This is a genomic window from Segatella sp. (genome assembly GCF_977051555.1).
This window is the reverse complement of record NZ_CDRSSE010000006.1, coordinates 26161-45523: the sequence shown is the minus strand read 5'-3', so window position 1 is coordinate 45523 and position 19363 is coordinate 26161. Positions and strand designations below refer to the sequence as shown.

14 protein-coding genes are annotated in these 19363 nt (G+C 42.7%); 7 read left to right on the top strand and 7 right to left on the bottom strand.

Annotation, left to right across the window (positions count from 1 at the left end):
• Positions 1-37 precede the first annotated feature (37 nt).
• The 5 genes from ACWJAO_RS02445 to ACWJAO_RS02425 all read left to right on the top strand — a co-directional run bounded on the left by ACWJAO_RS02445 (position 38) and on the right by ACWJAO_RS02425 (position 6790).
• A complete protein-coding gene (locus ACWJAO_RS02445) occupies positions 38-1357 on the top strand; it encodes an ATP-binding protein (RefSeq protein ID WP_449139152.1) in 1320 nt (439 codons plus the stop codon).
• A gap of 112 nt (positions 1358-1469) precedes the next feature.
• A complete protein-coding gene (locus tag ACWJAO_RS02440) occupies positions 1470-2528 on the top strand; it encodes a CDP-glycerol glycerophosphotransferase family protein (protein ID WP_449139151.1) in 1059 nt (352 codons plus the stop codon).
• An 87-nt stretch (positions 2529-2615) separates the two neighbouring features.
• Positions 2616-3689 (top strand): pyridoxal-phosphate-dependent aminotransferase family protein, encoded by a 1074-nt coding sequence (locus tag ACWJAO_RS02435; RefSeq protein ID WP_449139150.1) that lies wholly within the window; start codon positions 2616-2618, stop codon positions 3687-3689.
• 41 nt (positions 3690-3730) lie between these two features.
• The gene (locus tag ACWJAO_RS02430) at positions 3731-5077 is read left to right on the top strand and encodes an adenylyltransferase/cytidyltransferase family protein (RefSeq protein ID WP_449139149.1); all 1347 of its coding nucleotides are present in this window, start codon (positions 3731-3733) and stop codon (positions 5075-5077) included.
• 147 nt (positions 5078-5224) lie between these two features.
• Entirely contained in the window at positions 5225-6790 is a 1566-nt protein-coding gene (locus tag ACWJAO_RS02425; RefSeq protein ID WP_449139148.1) for a DUF6056 family protein, read from the top strand.
• A 54-nt stretch (positions 6791-6844) separates the two neighbouring features.
• On the opposite strand, the gene ACWJAO_RS02420 is transcribed toward ACWJAO_RS02425, so the two are convergent.
• From ACWJAO_RS02420 to ACWJAO_RS02405, 4 genes are read right to left on the bottom strand one after another with little or no spacing between them, the layout of a single operon-like run.
• Complete coding sequence (locus tag ACWJAO_RS02420) at positions 6845-7645, bottom strand: glycosyltransferase family 2 protein (RefSeq protein WP_449139147.1); 801 nt, start codon at positions 7643-7645, stop codon at positions 6845-6847.
• Positions 7646-7656: 11 nt separating this feature from the next.
• Positions 7657-8445 (bottom strand): glycosyltransferase family 2 protein, encoded by a 789-nt coding sequence (locus ACWJAO_RS02415; RefSeq protein ID WP_337501475.1) that lies wholly within the window; start codon positions 8443-8445, stop codon positions 7657-7659.
• A complete protein-coding gene (locus tag ACWJAO_RS02410) occupies positions 8442-9215 on the bottom strand; it encodes a lipopolysaccharide kinase InaA family protein (RefSeq protein ID WP_449139146.1) in 774 nt (257 codons plus the stop codon). The genes ACWJAO_RS02415 and ACWJAO_RS02410 overlap by 4 nt, the downstream gene beginning before the upstream one ends.
• On the bottom strand, positions 9212-11194 hold the full coding sequence (locus ACWJAO_RS02405) for an RNA-binding domain-containing protein (RefSeq protein WP_449139145.1): 1983 nt from the start codon (positions 11192-11194) through the stop codon (positions 9212-9214). The genes ACWJAO_RS02410 and ACWJAO_RS02405 overlap by 4 nt, the downstream gene beginning before the upstream one ends.
• A gap of 217 nt (positions 11195-11411) precedes the next feature.
• Here ACWJAO_RS02405 and ACWJAO_RS02400 point away from each other — a divergent pair, with 217 nt between their 5' ends.
• Complete coding sequence (locus tag ACWJAO_RS02400) at positions 11412-12398, top strand: glycosyl transferase family 90 (protein ID WP_449139144.1); 987 nt, start codon at positions 11412-11414, stop codon at positions 12396-12398.
• 808 nt (positions 12399-13206) lie between these two features.
• Here ACWJAO_RS02400 and ACWJAO_RS02395 read toward each other — a convergent pair.
• Both ACWJAO_RS02395 and ACWJAO_RS02390 read right to left on the bottom strand, forming a co-directional pair.
• The gene (locus ACWJAO_RS02395; RefSeq protein WP_449139143.1) at positions 13207-14874 is read right to left on the bottom strand and encodes an RNA-binding domain-containing protein; all 1668 of its coding nucleotides are present in this window, start codon (positions 14872-14874) and stop codon (positions 13207-13209) included.
• Positions 14875-15000: 126 nt separating this feature from the next.
• A complete protein-coding gene (locus ACWJAO_RS02390) occupies positions 15001-16155 on the bottom strand; it encodes an AAA family ATPase (RefSeq protein WP_449139142.1) in 1155 nt (384 codons plus the stop codon).
• Between the two features lie 587 nt (positions 16156-16742).
• Here ACWJAO_RS02390 and ACWJAO_RS02385 point away from each other — a divergent pair.
• Positions 16743-18041: a hypothetical protein gene (locus ACWJAO_RS02385; protein ID WP_449139141.1), complete on the top strand. Its 1299-nt coding sequence runs from the start codon at positions 16743-16745 to the stop codon at positions 18039-18041.
• 88 nt (positions 18042-18129) lie between these two features.
• Here the strand turns inward: ACWJAO_RS02385 and ACWJAO_RS02380 are convergent, their stop codons facing one another.
• Positions 18130-19275, bottom strand: coding sequence for an AAA family ATPase (locus tag ACWJAO_RS02380; RefSeq protein WP_449139140.1), 1146 nt, complete (start codon positions 19273-19275; stop codon positions 18130-18132).
• Between the last annotated feature and the right edge of the window lie 88 nt (positions 19276-19363).

Genomic DNA, 19363 nt, shown 5'->3' with positions numbered 1-19363 from the left:
CTAAATTTGCAGTACGAATCATAAAAGGCAAAGAAATATGGCTATAGAAAGAAGAGAATATGTCAATCTACTCATGCAAAAAAGATGGAATGGGAAGGTTAAGATTATCACAGGCATTAGGCGTTGTGGTAAATCTTTCTTGCTGAATACCCTCTTTAAGCAGAGATTGCTAGAAGATGGAACTCCTGAAGATAGCTTTGTCGAGCTAGCATTAGACAGAAAAGCCGACCTTCAATTCAGAAATCCCAATTTACTCTACGACTTCGTTCTAGAGCAAACCAAAGATATGAAAAAGAAGTATTACGTGATGATCGATGAAATTCAATTGTCATATAAGGTAAAAAATACGAATATCGATGAATCTTTGGTTCCAGATGAAGACAAAGATATGCTATATACAACCTTCTATGATGTTTTGAACGACTTGATGGTTCGGTCAAACCTTGACATTTATGTCACTGGTTCAAATTCCAAAATGCTATCAAAGGATATCGTCACCAATTTTAGAGACCGTGGCACAGAAATCAGAGTATCTCCTTTGTCCTTTAAAGAGTTTTTCTCATATTCTGGACTCGAAAAAACAGATGCCTTTGAACAATACATCATGTATGGCGGTATGCCTTTAGCTGTATTAGAACCTGATGAGCATGAAAAGGTCAAGTATCTTCAAGGACTCTTCACAAATGTATATATGAAAGATATTGTAGAAAGGTACAAACTAAAAGACGATATAGTCCTGAGTGCTTTGGTTGATGCCCTTTCCTCATCAGTCGGTTCGCTGACTAACCCACATAAGCTGGCATGTACTGCGGCAACACTATTAGATAAGACCACATCAGACCATACCATCAAGAACTATCTTGACTACTTGGAAGATGCCTTTCTATTTAATAGTGCCAAAAGGTACAACATAAAAGGCAGAAAGTATTTTAATACGATTCAAAAATACTACGCTGTAGATCTTGGATTAAGAAATGCCAAGCTAAACTTTCGTCAACAAGAGCGTTCACATTTGATGGAGAATATGCTATTTAACGAACTCATTCATAGAGGCTACAATGTTGACGTCGGGGTTGTTGAGGTAGAACAGATGATTGAAGGCAAACGCAAGAAAAGCCAATACGAAATAGACTTTGTCATCAACATGGGTAATGAAAAAGTATATATTCAATCAGCCCTCAACGTTGATACTCCCGAAAAGAAAGCGCAAGAAACATTCTCGCTTCACAATACGGAGGACTTCTTTCGTAAATTTGTTGTTCTCGATGGCAGCCAAAAGATATGGACAGATAATGACGGCGTAATATATGTCGGCATCATTCCTTTTCTGCTAGAAGACTATTTAACTGTAAATTAAATCCATCCGCACAGGCAAAATGGAGGAAATTGAAACATTCATAGTTGAACTACAAAAAAGTGTTCGACAGATGATACAAAATTAAAAACGGCAAAGTAATTCCTATAGAATCATGAGAATAGTTCTTTTCTGTGAAAACAAGTATGCCATAGACATACTTAATCCGATACAAGAACATGTGACAAAGCAGCATTTGCCACACGAGATATTGTGGTATATCCACAAACCAAAGATAGACAGTTTTCCATACGCCGACCAGGTGAAATGGACCAACTCTATTCAGGAAGTCTATGATTTCAAGCCAGAGGTGATCTATGTACCAGGCAACATTGTGCCTTACTATCTGCCAGGCGTCAAGATACAGGTATTCCACGGCTATGCCGCCGAGAAGAAGGACCACTGGATTATCCGTCGCTACTTTGACACCTATTTTACCCAAGGGCCTTACTTCACCTCCCACTTCGAGGCTCTGGCTAAGAAATATGGCGACTTCGAAGTATTGGAAACAGGATGGCCTAAGCAGGATTGGATTAAGGCAAACCTGCATAAATATGATGCCGACCGGGAAAAGCTGCTCAAGGAAAGCGGCAAGGAAGCACTGATTCTCTATGCCCCAACCTTCTCGCCAAAACTCACCTCCCTGCCTTATATCAAAGAAGAACTGGGCAAGTTAGCCAAGGAACGCAATGCCCTAGTGGTAATGAAGTTCCATCCGCTTACCCGCCAGGAATGGGTAGACGAATACCGTGAATGGGCTGCAACAAAGAAGGATGTTCTCTTCATCGACAAGGGAGAGAACGTGACGAAATATCAGCTCATGGCAGATACGCTCATCAGTGATACTTCTTCCACCATCTATGAGTTCCTGCTGCTCTCTCGCCCAGTCATCACCCTCGGTACCATTTCCAAGGATATCTACTGGGAGAACATCACAGAACCAAGCCAACTGATTGCCGCCTACGACCATGCCCTCACAGACCCAGAGGCGATAGCCAAGCGACAGTGGATAGTAGATAACTACGACCCATATCTGGATGGCAACGTATGCCAGCGCATGCTCGACGGAGCAGCAGACTACATCCGCCGCCATGGTGTGCCGAAGAAGAGAAAATTGAATCTCTGGCGTAAATATACCAGCATCAAAACATTTGGAAGAATAAAGAAAAGTTAAACTATTAGTATTATATAGGGGAAAGATGCAAGTTTTGCGTTCCAACTATGTTATATATTAATAACGTAATAAAAGACATATTAAGATATGATTAATTTTACAGTAGGACCAGTGATGGCAAGCGATGAGGTTAGAGCCATCGGTACAGAGCAGGTGCCTTATTTCAGAACAGCAGAGTTCTCCGCCATCATGAAGGAGAACGAACAATTGATGAAGCAGTTTTCCAAGGCGTCAGACGACGCCCGCACAGTATTCATCACGGGTTCGGGCACAGCCTCTATGGAAGCTGTGGTTATGAATGTATTCACTCCTGCCGACAAGGTACTGGTAGTGAACGGCGGTAGCTTTGGCCACCGTTTCGTACAACTCTGTGAAATTCATGAAATTCCACATACAGAAATCAAGCTTGAGATGGGTACTCCACTCACGGCAGAAGATCTCCAACCATACGAGGAACAAGGTTACACCGGCTTCCTCGTCAACCTGCATGAAACTTCTACCGGCGTGCTCTACGACATCCAGATGATCAGCGACTTCTGTCATCGCAACCATATCTTCCTGGCCGTAGATTCCATCAGTTCATTCCTCGCTGACCCATTCAACATGAAGGAACTCGGCGTGAACGTGATGATTACGGGTTCACAGAAGGCACTGGCGTGTCCTCCAGGCATCTCTGTCATCATTCTCGATGCAGAGGCAATCAAGCGAGTAGAGGGAAACAAGGTGAAGTCAATGTACTTCGACCTGAAGGATGCCTTGAAGAACGGTGAGCGTGGACAGACCCCTTTCACCCCAGCCGTAGGAACCTTACTGCAGATTCATACCCGTCTGAAGGAGATAGAGCGCAATGGCGGTGTGGAGAGCGAGAACCAGCGCATGAAGATGCTTGCCGAAGATTTCAGAAGCAAGATCAAAGACCTGCCGTTCACCATCATATCAAAGTCGATGTCGAATGCCGTTACTCCTCTGCATCCGCTGAACGCCTCTGCCTACGACATCTTCCTGAAACTGAAAGATGAGTATGGCATCTGGGTATGTCCTAATGGTGGCGAAATGGCAGAGAAGGTATTCCGTGTAGGTCATCTCGGCAATCTGAGTCCGGAAGACAATACTACCCTCGTAGATGCACTGAAGGATATGCAGGCTAAGGGGCTGCTATAATATATATAATAAGGTATAGAGAACATTCAAGAGAGAAACTTATGGTTAAAGTCATCACATACGGTACTTACGACCTGCTTCATTATGGTCACATCCGTCTCCTGGAGCGCGCCAAGGCTCTGGGCGACTACCTCATCGTGGGCGTAACCTCGGATACCTTCGATCGTGAACGAGGCAAAATCAATGTGCAGCAATCACTCATGGAACGAGTGGAAGCCGTACGTGCCACTGGCATTGCCGATGAAATCATCATCGAGGAATACGAGGGACAGAAGATTGACGACATCAAGCGACTGGACGTAGATATCTTTACCGTAGGTTCTGACTGGAGAGGCAAGTTTGACTATCTCAACGCCTATTGCAAGGTGGTTTATCTAGACCGCACTCAGGGCGTATCGAGCACGGAGATCAGAAGCGAGCAGCAGGTGGTTCGCCTCGGACTGGTTGGCGAATCACCTATCCTCAACAAGATAGAGCGGGAAAGCCAATATGTCAATGGATTGGAGGCAGGAAAAGTTTTCTCCCTCAACGACCAATATCTCTCAGAGAATCTGCAGGCAGCGGAAAAGCAGGCAGCCAGTTTTCAGGAACTCCTAGATGAAAGCGATGCGCTCTATGTTATCTCTGCCCCAAGCAAGCACTATACTCAAATAAAGGAGGCATTAGAAGCTGGCAAACACGTATTGTGCGAATCGCCTATCACTCTTCAGCCTCAGCAATGGAAAGAACTCAAGGCAATAGCAAAAGACAAGAAGGTAGTCTTGATGGACTCTATCAAAACCGCCTATTCCGTAGCCTATTACCGACTCTTGCTCTTGGCAAAGGGCGGTATCATCGGTGATATCATGTCGGTGGATGCCACCTGCACCAGTCTGGTAGACTTCGACCCTACCCAGGATTCCCAGAAGAGTCTCTACGAATGGAACAGTATCTGCGCCTGGGGACCAACAGCACTTCTACCTATCTTCCAGCTTCTGGGCACAAGATATAGCGGCAAGCAGATAGCCACCCACTTTCTGGACGAAACAAAGTGCTATGATGCCTTCACCAGGATATCCTTCCTCTATCCTCATGCCGTAGCTTCGCTGAAGGTGGGGCAAGGTGTGAAGTCAGAAGGCGAATTGATTATCTCAGGCACCAAGGGCTACATCTACGTACCAGCCCCATGGTGGAAAACCGATTACTTCGAGGTGAGATATGAGAACCCGCAGAACAACAAGCGCTATTTCTATCAGTTGGATGGAGAAGGCCTGCGCTATATGCTCCTCTCCTTTCTCAAAGCCATCCGCACCGGCAAGGACTTCTCGTATGTATCCAATGACATATCAGAAGAAATCGTCAGGACTATTGCAGATTTCGAGGCAAGAAGGGAAATGGTCATCATATAGTTTCGTCTACATGATGACCATTTCCTTTCTTAAAAGCTTTTTCTTATCAGGCTTAACGGTATTTACATGATTTAACTGCTATTAGTGCAAGGAAGTACAAGTTTCTCTGTTATTATACATATAAAAAAAAGCAAAAACAATAATACGATGAATCAGAAATTGTTAAAAAGCCATACGATATTGGCGATTTGTATTCTAATCTTATCCATCATCCCTGTTGTGGCAATAGGTCCCTATCTCCATCAGTTTGCGGATGACTATGTATTTGGAGCTCCAGTCTACAAGGCTTGGACTGCCACCCATTCATTTTGGACATGTATTCAGGCTGCCTGGGCTGAATCCATGCATATCTACCAGACATGGCAGGGTACCTATTCGGCATGTTTCCTGATGGCATTACAACCTGGAATTTTTGGCAAATACTGGCTTGTACCGATTATTCTATTGGGAAGCCTAATTCTTTCCACCTATACACTGGGATACACAATATTACGCAGATTGCTACATATCAGCAAATTGGAATACACTTTCATTTCTACTCTATTTGTATTAATGACCGTACAGTTCGTATGGTCGTTCTACGATGCATTCTGCTGGTATAACGGAGCGATGTACTATACCTTATATTATAGTATTTCTTTGTTTCTTGCCTCCCTACTCATCGAATTCCATCTTACAAAATCCATCATAGCGAAAATCATCATCACGCTGGTTTCCGCAGCACTCGCCATATTCATTGCCGGCGGCAACTTTGTTACCGGTCTGGGTATGCCAGCCATTCTCTTTATGGCAATCGTATGGATGAGGGTGGAGAGGAAGAAGACTCCTTTCTTCTTGCTTTCTATCCTTATCATTTATGCCTGCGCTTTTGCTTTCAGTGTATTTGCACCAGGTAATACTGTCCGCCAATCCACAGTCACCAGTCAACCGAATGTGGCTTCAGCCTTCTTTATTGCGATAGCAAAGGGCATAGAATTTCTCGCTGATGCTATTAAAATCACGGAAGTACTCATGTTTACCATTCTCGTACCTTTCCTGGCAAGACTAGCCAAGGCATCTCACTTCAGGTTTTCTCATCCATGGCTTTATCTGCTCATCTCTTTCCTGCTCTATTGCGCCTTCTTTTTTCCAAACAGTTATGCCATGGGAACCAAAGGAGCTGACAGAACACAGAATGTATACTTCTATGTGCATCTGTGGATGATCTGCTTCAATATCTACTATCTTTCTGGTGCCCTTCAGCGCAGAGCGGCTGATCAGGAACCAATAAGCGTTGCTTTTGTGAACCTGACAGAAGCTATCAGGCAGAAATATAACAGATACTTCAAATGGCTACCGGTATATTACTGGCTGGTATTGGTACTTTCTATCTCAGCCAAGCCAACGACTACCAACAGAACACTATCCTTACTGCGTAGGGGAACAGCACAGAAGTTTGACCAAGAGATGCAGCTGCGTGAAATTGCCGTAAAGCAAAGCAAGGCAGATCATCTGGTATTGAATCCGCTCACCGTAAAGATGCCATCCGATGCTTTCCACGACATCACCATCTATCCAGGTTACTGGATAAACCGAGGTATGGCAAACTATTATGACAAGAAAACAGTAGTAGCATTACCTTTCGACGATGGCGAAGAAACACCAGCCAAACTCTTGAAACGCTGCCGGGAGGAAGTAGGACCAGGCGGAATGACCTTCATCGAAGAAAAATAAAACAGAAATCAACTATATCATTCATCCAATAAAAAAGGTAAGTAGCCGAAACTGCTACTTACCTTTTTTATTTTTCAACCGATCTTCTATAATCTTGCTGACAGCAACAAACTGATAGATGCCTTCATAGCAGGCACATACAAATCCTTCCTTACCATCACGGAAGCCACCCTTCTGAATATAAGCACGGAAGAAACGCACCAACGGACGATAGAACAAAGCTGCCATTCCATAATTGCGGTCCTTCTTCTTTTCTATTTCATTCGCTGTATACTGGTTGATCTTTCCCATCCTGCTGGCAATACTGTCATCTGCCAGATGAACAAGTGCCATATCAGCATGAGCCGCCGGTATCTTTTCTATTCTGCCCTTGATAACAGGATCGGCATGAATGATGGCTGGCCATACGGTATCCTTCCTGATAAAGAAACGCAACTGGTAGTCGGGATAGAAACAATGCATGAATCGTCCCATAAAGCGACTCTTGCGTGGAACATACAAACCCTGTGGAGCATTCTCCTTCTCTATCAGGGAATAAAGATATTCCTTCAGTTCTGGAGTTACCAGTTCATCAGCATCAACCACCAATACCCACTTGCAGGAAGCAGCATCTATGGCAGTCTGACGTGCCGGTTCACAAATCTGATAGTTTCCTCTAGGAAAGACAACTATCTTGCAACCATTACGCTTTGCTATATCCAAGGTGTCGTCAGTACTTTCCATGTCGCAGACAACCACCTCGTCAAAGCCCTTCACTGTATCCAGCACCTGCTGAAGATGGCAGGAGGCATTATAGGTATTAATAACCACCGAGATGCCATTTCCCTGCTCTTGTTCTACACTTGTCTTATCCATATATCTATGCTCTATAAATATTGATCGATACCATTTGTGCAACGAACCAAACGCTCCTTCTTCACCTGGTTCAAAACATCTTTATGCATGTTCTCTTGGGCTTTAGACGCCTCCTTGTGATAAAGATGGTACATGATTCCTCCCATCTTCAGAGCCTTCTTCCGAACGCCAGCAAAATGGAGGCGATAGGCAAACTCGGCATCCTCATGTCCCCATTCCAGCAAATCCTCATTGTAACCATTTACCTTGATGGCATCCTCTCTCCAATAAGCCATGTTGCAACCTCTGAGATGGTCGATTCTACGGGCATAGCGAAAAGCCAGCAATCTGCGGAACACATGAGAACGGAAGCTGTTGCTTACATAACTGAAAGGCATGTTCCAAAGATTCACATTGACTACCTTTGTATCCAAAATTTTTTTGGAAATCTGGGCAGACAGCAGCACTCTACTTCCACAGACGAAACATCCTTTCTGAGCCATTTCTATATGGTCTTCTACAAAATGAGAACTCAAAACAACATCTCCATCAACTTGGATGATATAATCACCCGTAGCCTTTGCTATTGCCTTATTCAAAATGGAAGTTCTTCTGAATCCCTTATCTTCCTGCCAAACCCAAATTACCGGTACTGGCATTTTTACAGCATAACGGTCTATCAGTTTTTTAGTCTCTTCGGTAGAACCATCGTCAGCAATAACAACTTCATCAGGCATAACATGCTGATGCAACACGCTATACAACACGAGTTCTAAGGCTTTAGGCCAATTGTAAGTCGTAATCAATAATGTTGTTTTCATAAACCTAACCTTTTTTGTTTAAAATAATGCAAGATACCTTTGCGATGTGCCCATCGCCAATCATGTATCTTCTTTGCTCCTATTATTTTTTGTAATATTTTCTCATCCATTCCCCGCAGTTTCACATACTCTCGTGCCACACACTCGAAGACATCCATTCTTCCGGTAAACCTCGTCAGGTTTTCCACACATTCCTTCATCGGCGGATAGCCTGAGTAAAACCTCATACGATTGATATCAATAAGCGAGAACGTATAATGACCATCAGCTTGAAGCTGATACAGCACATTGCCGGCATTCAAGTCAATATCGATGATGCCTTTCTGGTGCAATCGATTCACAAAGTGCGCATAATCTGCCGCCATCACCCTATTGAATTCCTCTGAGGAGTTCAACTGATCGTTGATAGGCATACTGTTATCAATATCAGAGACAAAGTAGCAATAGTCAATAAGTCCCTTTACCCTCGTTTCAATATATCCAAAGCCTTCGGGAGTGGCAAAGCCATCTGCCATCAGCCTGAGGGCATTTTCATAGGCACGACAAGCCTTGGTAGAGCGGAAGAAGCTATATCCTATCTTCTGAATGAAATTAGGCTGCTTGTATCTCTTCACCACAACTTCTTTCTCTTTTCCATCAAACTTTACATGAAAAGCCTTGATCATATTTCGACCTTCAAAGATGCAACGTCCCTCCTGCTCAAACACATCCGGAATGCGTTCGATGAAACTTCTCATCTCTTCGTATTTTGGGTTTATCTTTATCTTCATTTGTTTACTATACTTTTATATTTTTGCCTAGGATGATTAGGAACACCAGGGAACATCATTTCCAAACTCTTGTCGGCTAACATCCGTGGAATGACATAAATCTTTAAATAAGTCTTATTTCTATTAACTTGGAGTGCCAATTCATCTAATGACTGCCAATCCGAACAAACCAAACATATAAGCTTCTTCAATTCTTCAAAAGATAATTTCTTTTTCTTTCTCAAAGATTCCATGTTTGAAATGCTGGTATTCGGACTTGGTATATTTGAACTTAAGCTTGCAACCTTAGAGCCTGAACTTGCAATATTACTTGGTATATTTGAATCAGAACTTGGTATATTTGAATCAGAACTTGGTATATTTGAATCAGAACTTGGTATATTTGAATCAGAACTTGGTATATTTGGGCTTAAACTTGCAACCTTAAAGCCTGAACTTGCAATATTACTTGGTATATTTGAGTCATCGTTTGGAAGATAATATTTCGTTCCTCTACCATACCCATCTTGCACCAACAATCCATCTTGGCACATATCTTTCAGCAAATCAGCAATCTCTGCTTTATGAATATCCAACACAACTCTAAGGCTCTCATTAGTAACATAGCCATCAACGCAAGCCGCATTAAGTGCCAACAAACGCTTTTGCCCAATTGTCGTGATTTTTGGACCAAATATCTGAGCAAGCCTTTCCTTCGTAGCATCATCCATCAATGACTCCATCATCATTGTCAGCTCTACAATATCAGGCTGAGTTAACAATCTCAACATCGGTGCCCGCCAATTCGCAAATCGCCAACCTGCCAGAATCTTATCGACCCCACTTCCCGCTTTTTCTGCCGAACCAATCTGCATAAACATCTTTTGCAGAGTCGTATTGCGACAAACGCTTGTACTCTCCTCGTAATACTGTGTCTTGGAAACCAACAAGGTACCAGGATTAGAAAACACCATTTTATTCGGAAACAAACGCACCACCATCGTTGCATCTGCCGAATAATCGGTATGGATACAAAGATTTACCAATGCCTCACGTACAGCTATATGAGCTGGGGTTTCATCTCGGCGAATATTGTCCTCCAAAATGAAAGGCTTTGGCAAAACTGCACACAAACGAGGGAGGACACGCAGATAAAACTGAAACAAGTTTGTTTCCCAAGTTCCATCTGGGCAAATTCTATTTGTCCATCTTATCTCAGGATTATCCAAAAGTTTTTCCCGATAATCAGGGAAAAAATTAGGGCAGCACTCAGTATCCATAATTGCTTCTTCCTTACCAAACATCAGCACACCTGCAAGCGTAAAGCCCTCTTCCTTCGTACTACGTTCTATACGATAAGCACCTAACTTTTTAAGAAATTCAAAATCGGAGAGCTGTAACCAAGGATGACTTGGCTTTGCCAATTTAAAAAGTTGGCGATACTGTGCTATGGATTCCGTATCAAAGTCATCCATTGAGTAATTTTTCAGAATGCGACTGTCAGCAGGACGTGAGACATCTGCATCGGCAAACATACGCTGTACTTCTTTTTCCGTACATTTATAATCACCTTCATGATTGCGCTTAAAAGTACCATTGTAGGGTTGAGACGTTCTATAAACAGGACGCTGTTCTCTGGATGCACGAGGAATAAAGAATAACATAAGTTTATGACCTTTGTAATCTTCTACCACGACATCTTCTGTTTTTAACAGGTTACAACTAACCGTAGCTCGATTATTCACATTATTCCAAAAGTCCTTTGTATATTTCTCGATCTGTTCATCAGATAGATTATCTATATAGAACTTACCTTTTCTTTCTATAACTCCAAGCACGATAACTCCTCCTTCGCTATTGGCGAAGGCTGAATAGGTATCCCAAAAGCTGCCAGGAAATCCACCGGCAGCACTTTTAAACTCCAAGTCATCACTCTCTACACTATTCAAAAGTGAATCCAGATAATCCTCGAAGTTTAATCTATCACGTACTTCTAACATACTATTCTTTTATATTCTTAAACTAGATACCATCCAGATATCTCATAGGTTGCAAAGATACGAAAAACTATCAGAAAAGCAAAATTTTAGGGAAATAATCTTTCTTCCTTTATTGATACTTGCTTTTTTTTATCTATTTTCTTGCAAGTTTAAAGTATATTTCGTAATTTTGTAGCCAACAACATCATTATAGTTTTCATAAAAAATAAGAAATCCAATGAATATTCAAAAACTGAAATATAAATTCCATAGCGGAAAAAACAGCAAACCCTGGTATTACATCAAGGAATACGCCCGTCTTTATACTCCTGCCTGCATCCTGATATGGAGGGGACAGCGTTTACTAGCCAAAGCCAAGAAACGCAAAGATTATGACTATATTCTAAGCCGAGTAAACTACTACAACAAGCTTACAGAAAACAATCTTCATCTCAACAAAAATCTGTGGGAAAAGAAAGCTGTAAAAGTTGCAGAACAGCCGATGACCCGCCAGAAGGTATATTATCTGGATACTTTGGAATATGCCCGCTGTTTTGACGGCAATAACAAATGGAATCTCCTCCCTGGTGACATCACGTATGTGGAAGATATTCCTACTATTGTAAAGAGCCGCCCGATTCATGGAGAAAACCAGAACTCTGTATTGCTCAAGATGGACAAGGTGCGCCATTTCATCTTCGTAAAGGACAAACTTTCGTTTGCTGAAAAGAAAGACCAGGCTATCTTTAGAGGAAAAATAGCCTGCAAGGACATCCGTGTGCAATTCGTAGAGAAGTTTTTCGGTAATCCTCGCTTCGATATCGGAACCATAGATCTGATTAAGCCAGAATGGAAGAGCGACAAGATTTCCATCTACGACCATCTGAAGTACAAATACGTGATGGCTCTGGAGGGAAATGACGTAGCAAGCAATCTGAAATGGATTATGTCTTCCAATTCCATCGCCGTGATGCCTAAGCCATATTACGAAACTTGGTTTATGGAAGGTACTCTGAAGCCAGACTATCATTATATAGAAGTAAAGCCTGATTTCTCTGATCTTGAGGAAAAGATGGACTACTATACTGCTCATCCAGATGAAGCGCAAGCTATCATCAACCACGCTCATGAATATGTAGAGCAATTCAAGGATAAGCAGCGTGAGGATATCATCTCGCTGATGGTTCTGGACAAGTATTTCTCTCTATTAAAATCCAAAGATTAAGCAACTTAACAGGTTCTTTAAATAAGAAAAGGTAAAATCAGAAAAGCCCCTTCAGCCTTCCAAGTTTTCATATACCTGGAATACAGAAGGGGCTTTTTGCATTTATGATTCCTTCCACACTCTTCTCTTCAGCCGAATTACATTGGCAGTAATACCAAGGCGACATTTTTTAGATGAAACCACCACTAAACAGCGGATTATAGATTTTTGAGAGCTTGCAATATTAAAGAACGGAACTTGCAATATTAAGCCGTGAACTTGCAATATTAAGCCACGAGCTTGCAATATTAAGAGCCGAGCTTGCAATATTACTTGGTATATTTTAACTAGAGCATGGTATATTAGAGTCTGAGCTAGCTATATTAAGTCACGAACTTGCAACCTTAGAGACCAGAGCTTGCAACCTTAAAGACTAGAACTTGCAACCTTAGAGACTAGAACTTGCAACCTTAGGGACCGGAAGTTGCAACCTTACGGAACGGAAGTTTACAATATCCTTCTGTTTTTTCGTCAATAGCACTCTTTTAGTATCATGGTCTTCGACTTGGCTACTTTTTCCTCACCAAACCATGATGACAAATTCCAGTGTCTTGTCTTATTTAGCCTTTAACTCTTCCGTATTTCACGTAAAAATTCGCGTAATTGATTTTAAATTACGCGACCCACATCCTTATGATTATCAGGCAGTTAAAACTAATTCTCGGGTAATTCTCGGGTAATTCTCGGGTAATTCTCGGGTAATTCTCGGGTAATTCTCGGGTAATTCTCGGGTAATTCTCGGGTAATTCTCGGGTAATTCTCGGGTAATTTACGTCAACTTCCACTCTCTGTTTTTGGTTGTTTTAATAGTTCCTGCAATACGAAGTCTTTTCAACAAGTTACTTATTTTGGTTACTTTCTGTTCATCACTCAGCACATCAGACAACTTATCTTTAAGCAATAAATCGATATCTTTTCTAGATGCCGTACCAAACTTCTCAAGATAGTTAAGAATCAACTTGCGGAAATAGTCATCATCAAAACTTTTGTTCTTAACATACTGACTCTTTAAATCAGAATTCTTACTTGCTGCCACAACTTCGTATGACAGATAATACTTTGGCTTTCGTCCTTCTATAAACTTACATTTACGCAGATACTTTGCCTGAATATCACCAATAGACATTCCCTTCTGCACTTTATCTAAAAGCATAATATCATTCAAGCTAAGGTCAGGATTAGCAGAAAGAATCTTAGCAAAATTCTCATCCTTCACTTTACCTTCAATAGTGAGCTTCACCTTTCCATCTGATAAATCATACTCAGGAAGGGGGAAGAATCTAACACTTTGCTTTAAGAACATCTTACGAATACCGCCACCTTCTGTCTCTATCATATTCAGGTTTCGCATAGCTTCCACCAAAAAACGGTTACGATAAATAGACTCCGGACAATCACTCTCCACAACTTCCTCTATGCTCTTTGGCAAGAAATGACCGTAATTCTGAAATATAAGATGATCATCCTCATATTCTACAACATCTATTCTGGCACATTTGGTATAATCCTGATGAGCAATAGCATTGTTCAGTGGCTCACGAATATTGAACATATCATAGCGGAGCATCTCGTCTGGAAAAAGCGTATTAGGACGCACCAAACGATATTTCACATTTCTCACCTTATTATACAATCTATCCACAGACAAAAGCAAAGGAATAGAAAAGACATCATAGTCCTTGTTCAGAGGTTCGCCAACAACTCTAAGAGACCATCGTATCTTTGCCACATACGGACTAAGCAAATGCTCAGAATCTTCTTTACCTAGCAACACCAAAGTGGCACGGGTAATCTTGCCACGAATCGTTAGTTTTGCCTTATCCAAGAACTTTGCATCATCCCATGTCTGCACCTCCTCCTTTTTCAAAGGATTTCGCTTAACAAACTCCTTTCTGGCTTTCTCGATTGCCTCTGCATCCAAATCATCTATAGTTGCATCTTCCACTATGACAGCACTCCAATCATCAGTCACTTCTATCTCTGATAAGATTGCCTGAAGACGATCGGAACGCATTTCCACCAATGAATCTCCAGTACGCTGCCATGCCTTATTATGTGCATAAACAGGCAACTTTGCATGATGTTTAGGAATTGTCAATACCCAGACGATTTTTGCGGTATCATCAGCTTTCAATTCCATAATATCAAAATCCTCCAAAGGAAGATTTCTACATTTCTCTGCAATTCGAGCTTTGGCCGACTCGACATTATATGAACCAAGATTCTGAATGCCGATAACCTGAAACGTACCATCCTCTACACCAATAATAAGAGAACCTCCATTCATATTGGAAATGGCTGACACGTAAGATACCACATCATCAGCCTCATGTCCACAGAGGCTATTCTGCAGATTCTTATACTCTTTCCATTCACAAGACTCGTTTTCCTCAGGAAAGCGAACGCCTATATATTCTCTGATTTCTTGTTCTGTCATTGCCTAATTGCATTATTATGTTTGATCGCGTTAACTATAGATTGCAAAGGTACGAAAAACTATCAGAAACGCCAAATTATTTGAAGACTATCTTGCTTCAGATTTTTCCGACACCTTGAAATTCTCTTATGCTTCCTTCCACACTCTTCTCTTGAGCCACAACGCCAAAATAGGGTCGCTCATTTCCAGATGCTTAGGTGCTGATATCGTAATCAGGTCTTTCACCATCAAGGATTTCTTGAGGCGGGTAACATTGGCGGCAGTACCCAAACGATAGGTTTCCAATATTGCCGTCTGAGTGAAGCCGGTATGTACTCCATTGGTGATGGCATGCAGGAAATTCATCTGATAGGCAGAAAGGTCTTCGGTCTGTTGGATAAACAAGGGCTCACAGGCATCCAGCAACCTGTCTATTCCATATTTCAAGTCCTCTTCTGTAGCTGCTGATTCATCTTGCACACGCAGCCATACAAACCATGCCAACTGCTGTACATAAGAGGAATACCTATCTGTTACCTGACAGATTTCTCGAGCCAACTCTTCTGAGATATGCTTGCCGGTAGATTCGAAACGCTGACTGATATACTCCACCCAGTCTTTCTCGCTAATCTTGTTCAGATAGAAGAAATCTCCAAAGCGATAAAATGGGTAACTGGCATTCTGGAACATCTGTTCCATCATGTGTTTCTTGCTTCCATAAAGGCAGTAAGAAACATGGCTCTGTAATTGCCATACGCTGCGGAGCTTCTTCTGGAAGGTCAAGGAATCAGGAAAATCACCTATCTGCTGAAATTCATCGATACAGACTACTATATGACAACCTTTTGACCGAGCTATCATTTCAGAAAGTCTCAAAACTTCTTCTGTCGTATTGTTACCAGCATTATACTCCAACGCCAAAGAGAAATCTGTCAAAGGATCTTGTCCGATACTGATTTTTGGAACGAAACGGCTTAAGAATACCTTGGCATTCTCCATCCATTCTTCCCATTTTGAAGAAGTAGCCCGAACCACAGCCGTGGCAAAAGCATTGATAAAATCATTCTCCGAACGACAGCCAAAGGCATCTATACGAGCTATCCTGATGTCCTCGCTCTCAACGAGCGAACACACCTTATCCACCAATGAAGTCTTACCCATACGACGAGGTGAAATCAATATCGTATTCACTCCATACGTAAAGTTCGCCTTCAGGCGTTCTGTTTCCTCTCTTCGATCGGTGAAAGAATCCCCCTCCACACGAACACCGAACACAAACGGAGCTTCTTTACTTTTTCTCATAATCACTACCTTATTTTATACTATACAGCTTTTCTTCTGCAAAGATAGCAAAAAAAAACAAATTAAACAAGGTTGTTTTAAACAAAGTTGTTTGAAATCATCACTTTTATTACGAATTAACTAATAATCAATGGATTACGGGTACTACGCCAAAGAACTAAACGGGGTAATTTTTAAAACACGGACAAATTGAATTTGTCCGGATGGTTGTCCGATAGCTTTGTAATCAAAAGAAAATCAGCAAGTTATGAGCAGCCAGGCAATTTGTCCGGACAAATTCAATTTGTCCGTGTTATTTTTTTATGAGAAAGAAAGAAGAAGAAAAAGGAGGTCACGGATTGAGACGAGAACCTGTTATCCGAGAAGCTATAATACGGCATTCGAGAAACAATGATTTAGCACATAAGAACCTATGTTTTCTGACCCACAAAACTATGACTTAGATTTTTTAATACAATTTGCCCCGAATGACTGCTGAATTTCGGGCCTTATCACACGGTCAAATTTGGCGGTTACAGAAGATAGTCGTATTTTTGCCGCCGTTTATCGGATATTCCGACAAACTAACTTTTAAACATTAAATAATTATGGAGAATAAGATTGTTAAAAACATAGAGAACCTTTTAGCCGCTAAGGCAAGTACACAACCACTTTACGAATTCCCTGTAGACCAGCTTCCACTCGGACTCCGCGACTCGCTCTCTGGCGTAGCTGCAGAGGCACGCGTGCCTGCCCTCTTCTCTGCCCTTCCTATTGCCGCAACCTACGCAGACCGTCTGAAGGCGAAGTATTGCGACGGCAGCGAGACTCCGATGGCTCTCATGTCTATCATCATCGGCGAGCAGGCATCGGGTAAGGGGGTATGCCGCCGCATCGAGAACATCTGGGCGAAGAAGATGGATAAGGACGATGAGAAACCTCGTGAAGACGAAGCCTGGTACCAGCAGCACAAGGGCAAGAAGGGTGTAGTGGATCCGAAGCCTTGCATCCGTCACATTGGCGATACCATCTCGAAGTCGGCTCTGATGCGTCGTCAGCTCTGTGCTGACGGTCACACCATGTATATGTTCAGCGAGGAGCTCGGTTCGATGAAGAGCGTTTGGAAGGTGTTCGGCGACTACTTCCGTAAGGCGTTCGACCAGAGCGAGGTGGGGCAGGACTACATCACAGCCACCAGCGGCGTAACCCACGCCCAGCTCAACTTCACCGGCTGCTGTACCCAGAACATCTTCCAGAAGTTCTTCACCGATGATAACATCGAGGATGGCTCTTCTTCAAGAATGATGCTCGCCAAGATGCCCGATACATCCTTCGCACCCCTCAGTCAGCACCACGGCTACACCGAGGAGGAGCAGGCCAACATCCTCAAGGCGGTAACTCTCCTTGAACGTAGTCACGGCGTGATGGAGCTGCCTCGTATGTGCGAGGAGTTCTGCCAGTGGCTCGAAGCGAAGAGACAGCTTGCCCTGGCGAATGCCGACCGTGTGATGGATGTGTATCGTCGCCGTTCTGCCGTCATCGGCTTCCGTTGTGGCGTCATCTTCCACATCCTGGAGCAGACCGGAGAGGAGACTGATGCCTGCATCCGTTTTGCCAAGGCTGTAGCCGACTACGTGCTCGCCATGCAGATGGAGATGTTTGGCTTGCGTCTCGACAAGCAGCAGCAGGACAACGAGGCTATCCCTGTCTATAAGTCTCGTAACACCCTGCTCTTCGCCCAGCTCCCTGAGCAGTTCACCCTCTTCGATGCCAGCCGTGAGCGTGGCGACGGAGCCAGTCGTGAAACCATCCGTAAGATGATAAGCCGTTGGACCAAGCGTGGTCTCTGCAAGAAGCTGAAAGGTGGCGACACCGAAATCTGGCAGAAGCTTACCCTCTCAGCATAAAGTCTCTTGAATCTCCTAAAACAGTTAATCCCCCATCACGCTTTGGCTGCGTGGTGGGGGATTACTGTTTATATAGTTTTTCTGTATTTTATTGAGGTAAGATGTTGCAGTATTCCCGTTTGAACCAGAGTTCGAAGACGGGGTCAACCATATTGAAGCCATCGCCCGATTTCTCAATAAAGTCTCTTTCTACAAGAGTCTTTTTGTTCTTGGTGATGGTGCGTGGAGCACCGAGTCCATATTCTGCTACTACCTGTTGGGCATTGAAATGAGTCTCCCCCATGCAGACGGCACGCAGGAATGCTATCTGAGAGGCAGGCATGCCATCAATATCGGTAATGAACATATCGGCATTGGTATCCAGGAGCTTGGTGAGCTGTGACTGATAGATTTCCTCTGTCACCTCTGTTGCCGTACGTGTCCAGATGAGAAAGCAGAATTGCTGCATGTACCATGAATGGCATTGCACGGCATTGCAAATTCGCTCTATCATATCATCGCTGATAGACTTGCCGTGATTGTAGAAACTGTCGTGAATAAAAGGTTTCCAGTATTCCTTGGCTATCTTCTTCAAGGTCATCATCTGTCCAAAACGATAGAATGGATTCTTCGAGTTGCCGAATATATCCATCATCATATGGCGTTTACTGCCATAGAGACAGTAGGTCGTACTGTGTTGTCCTTGCCATACCGAACGCATGGTTCCTTCCAGTCTCTTCCAGTCGGGCAGGTTTGCCAATTGTTGGAACTCATCAATACACACGATGACATGGATGCCTTTTGCCTTGGCAATCTTTTCTGGTAGATTGAGAATTTCCTCAGCACTTTCCTTCAAAGGTTTGAAGTTTAGATTTACTTCTACGGCATTCACCGGGTCGCTATTGATGGTAAGGCTTGGAGATATGGATTGGACGAACTTTACGATGTCGGCCCATCTCTTTTCCATCGTGGAAGAAACTCCTTGGAGTATTGCACTTGCAAACTTGTTGTAGAACTCTTCCTCGGAGAAAATCTTGAAGGCATCCAGATAGCATACTCTTATGTCCTTCTGCTCTTGCTTCAGCTCTTCCATTGCTGCTTTGACAAGTGAAGACTTGCCCCATCGTCTTGGAGAAATCAGCATCACGTTGATGCCTCCTCCAAGAAAAGTCTTGAGGTCTCTTCTATCTTCGATTCTATCAATGAAATATTCATTTTCTGCGATAGAACCATATTCAAATGGTATCTTGTTCATATGCTTAAAGTCTTGATTCTCTGCAAAGTTACAAAATTATACCCAAAGGTATTATACCCTAGGGTATAATTTATGAAACTTTATATTT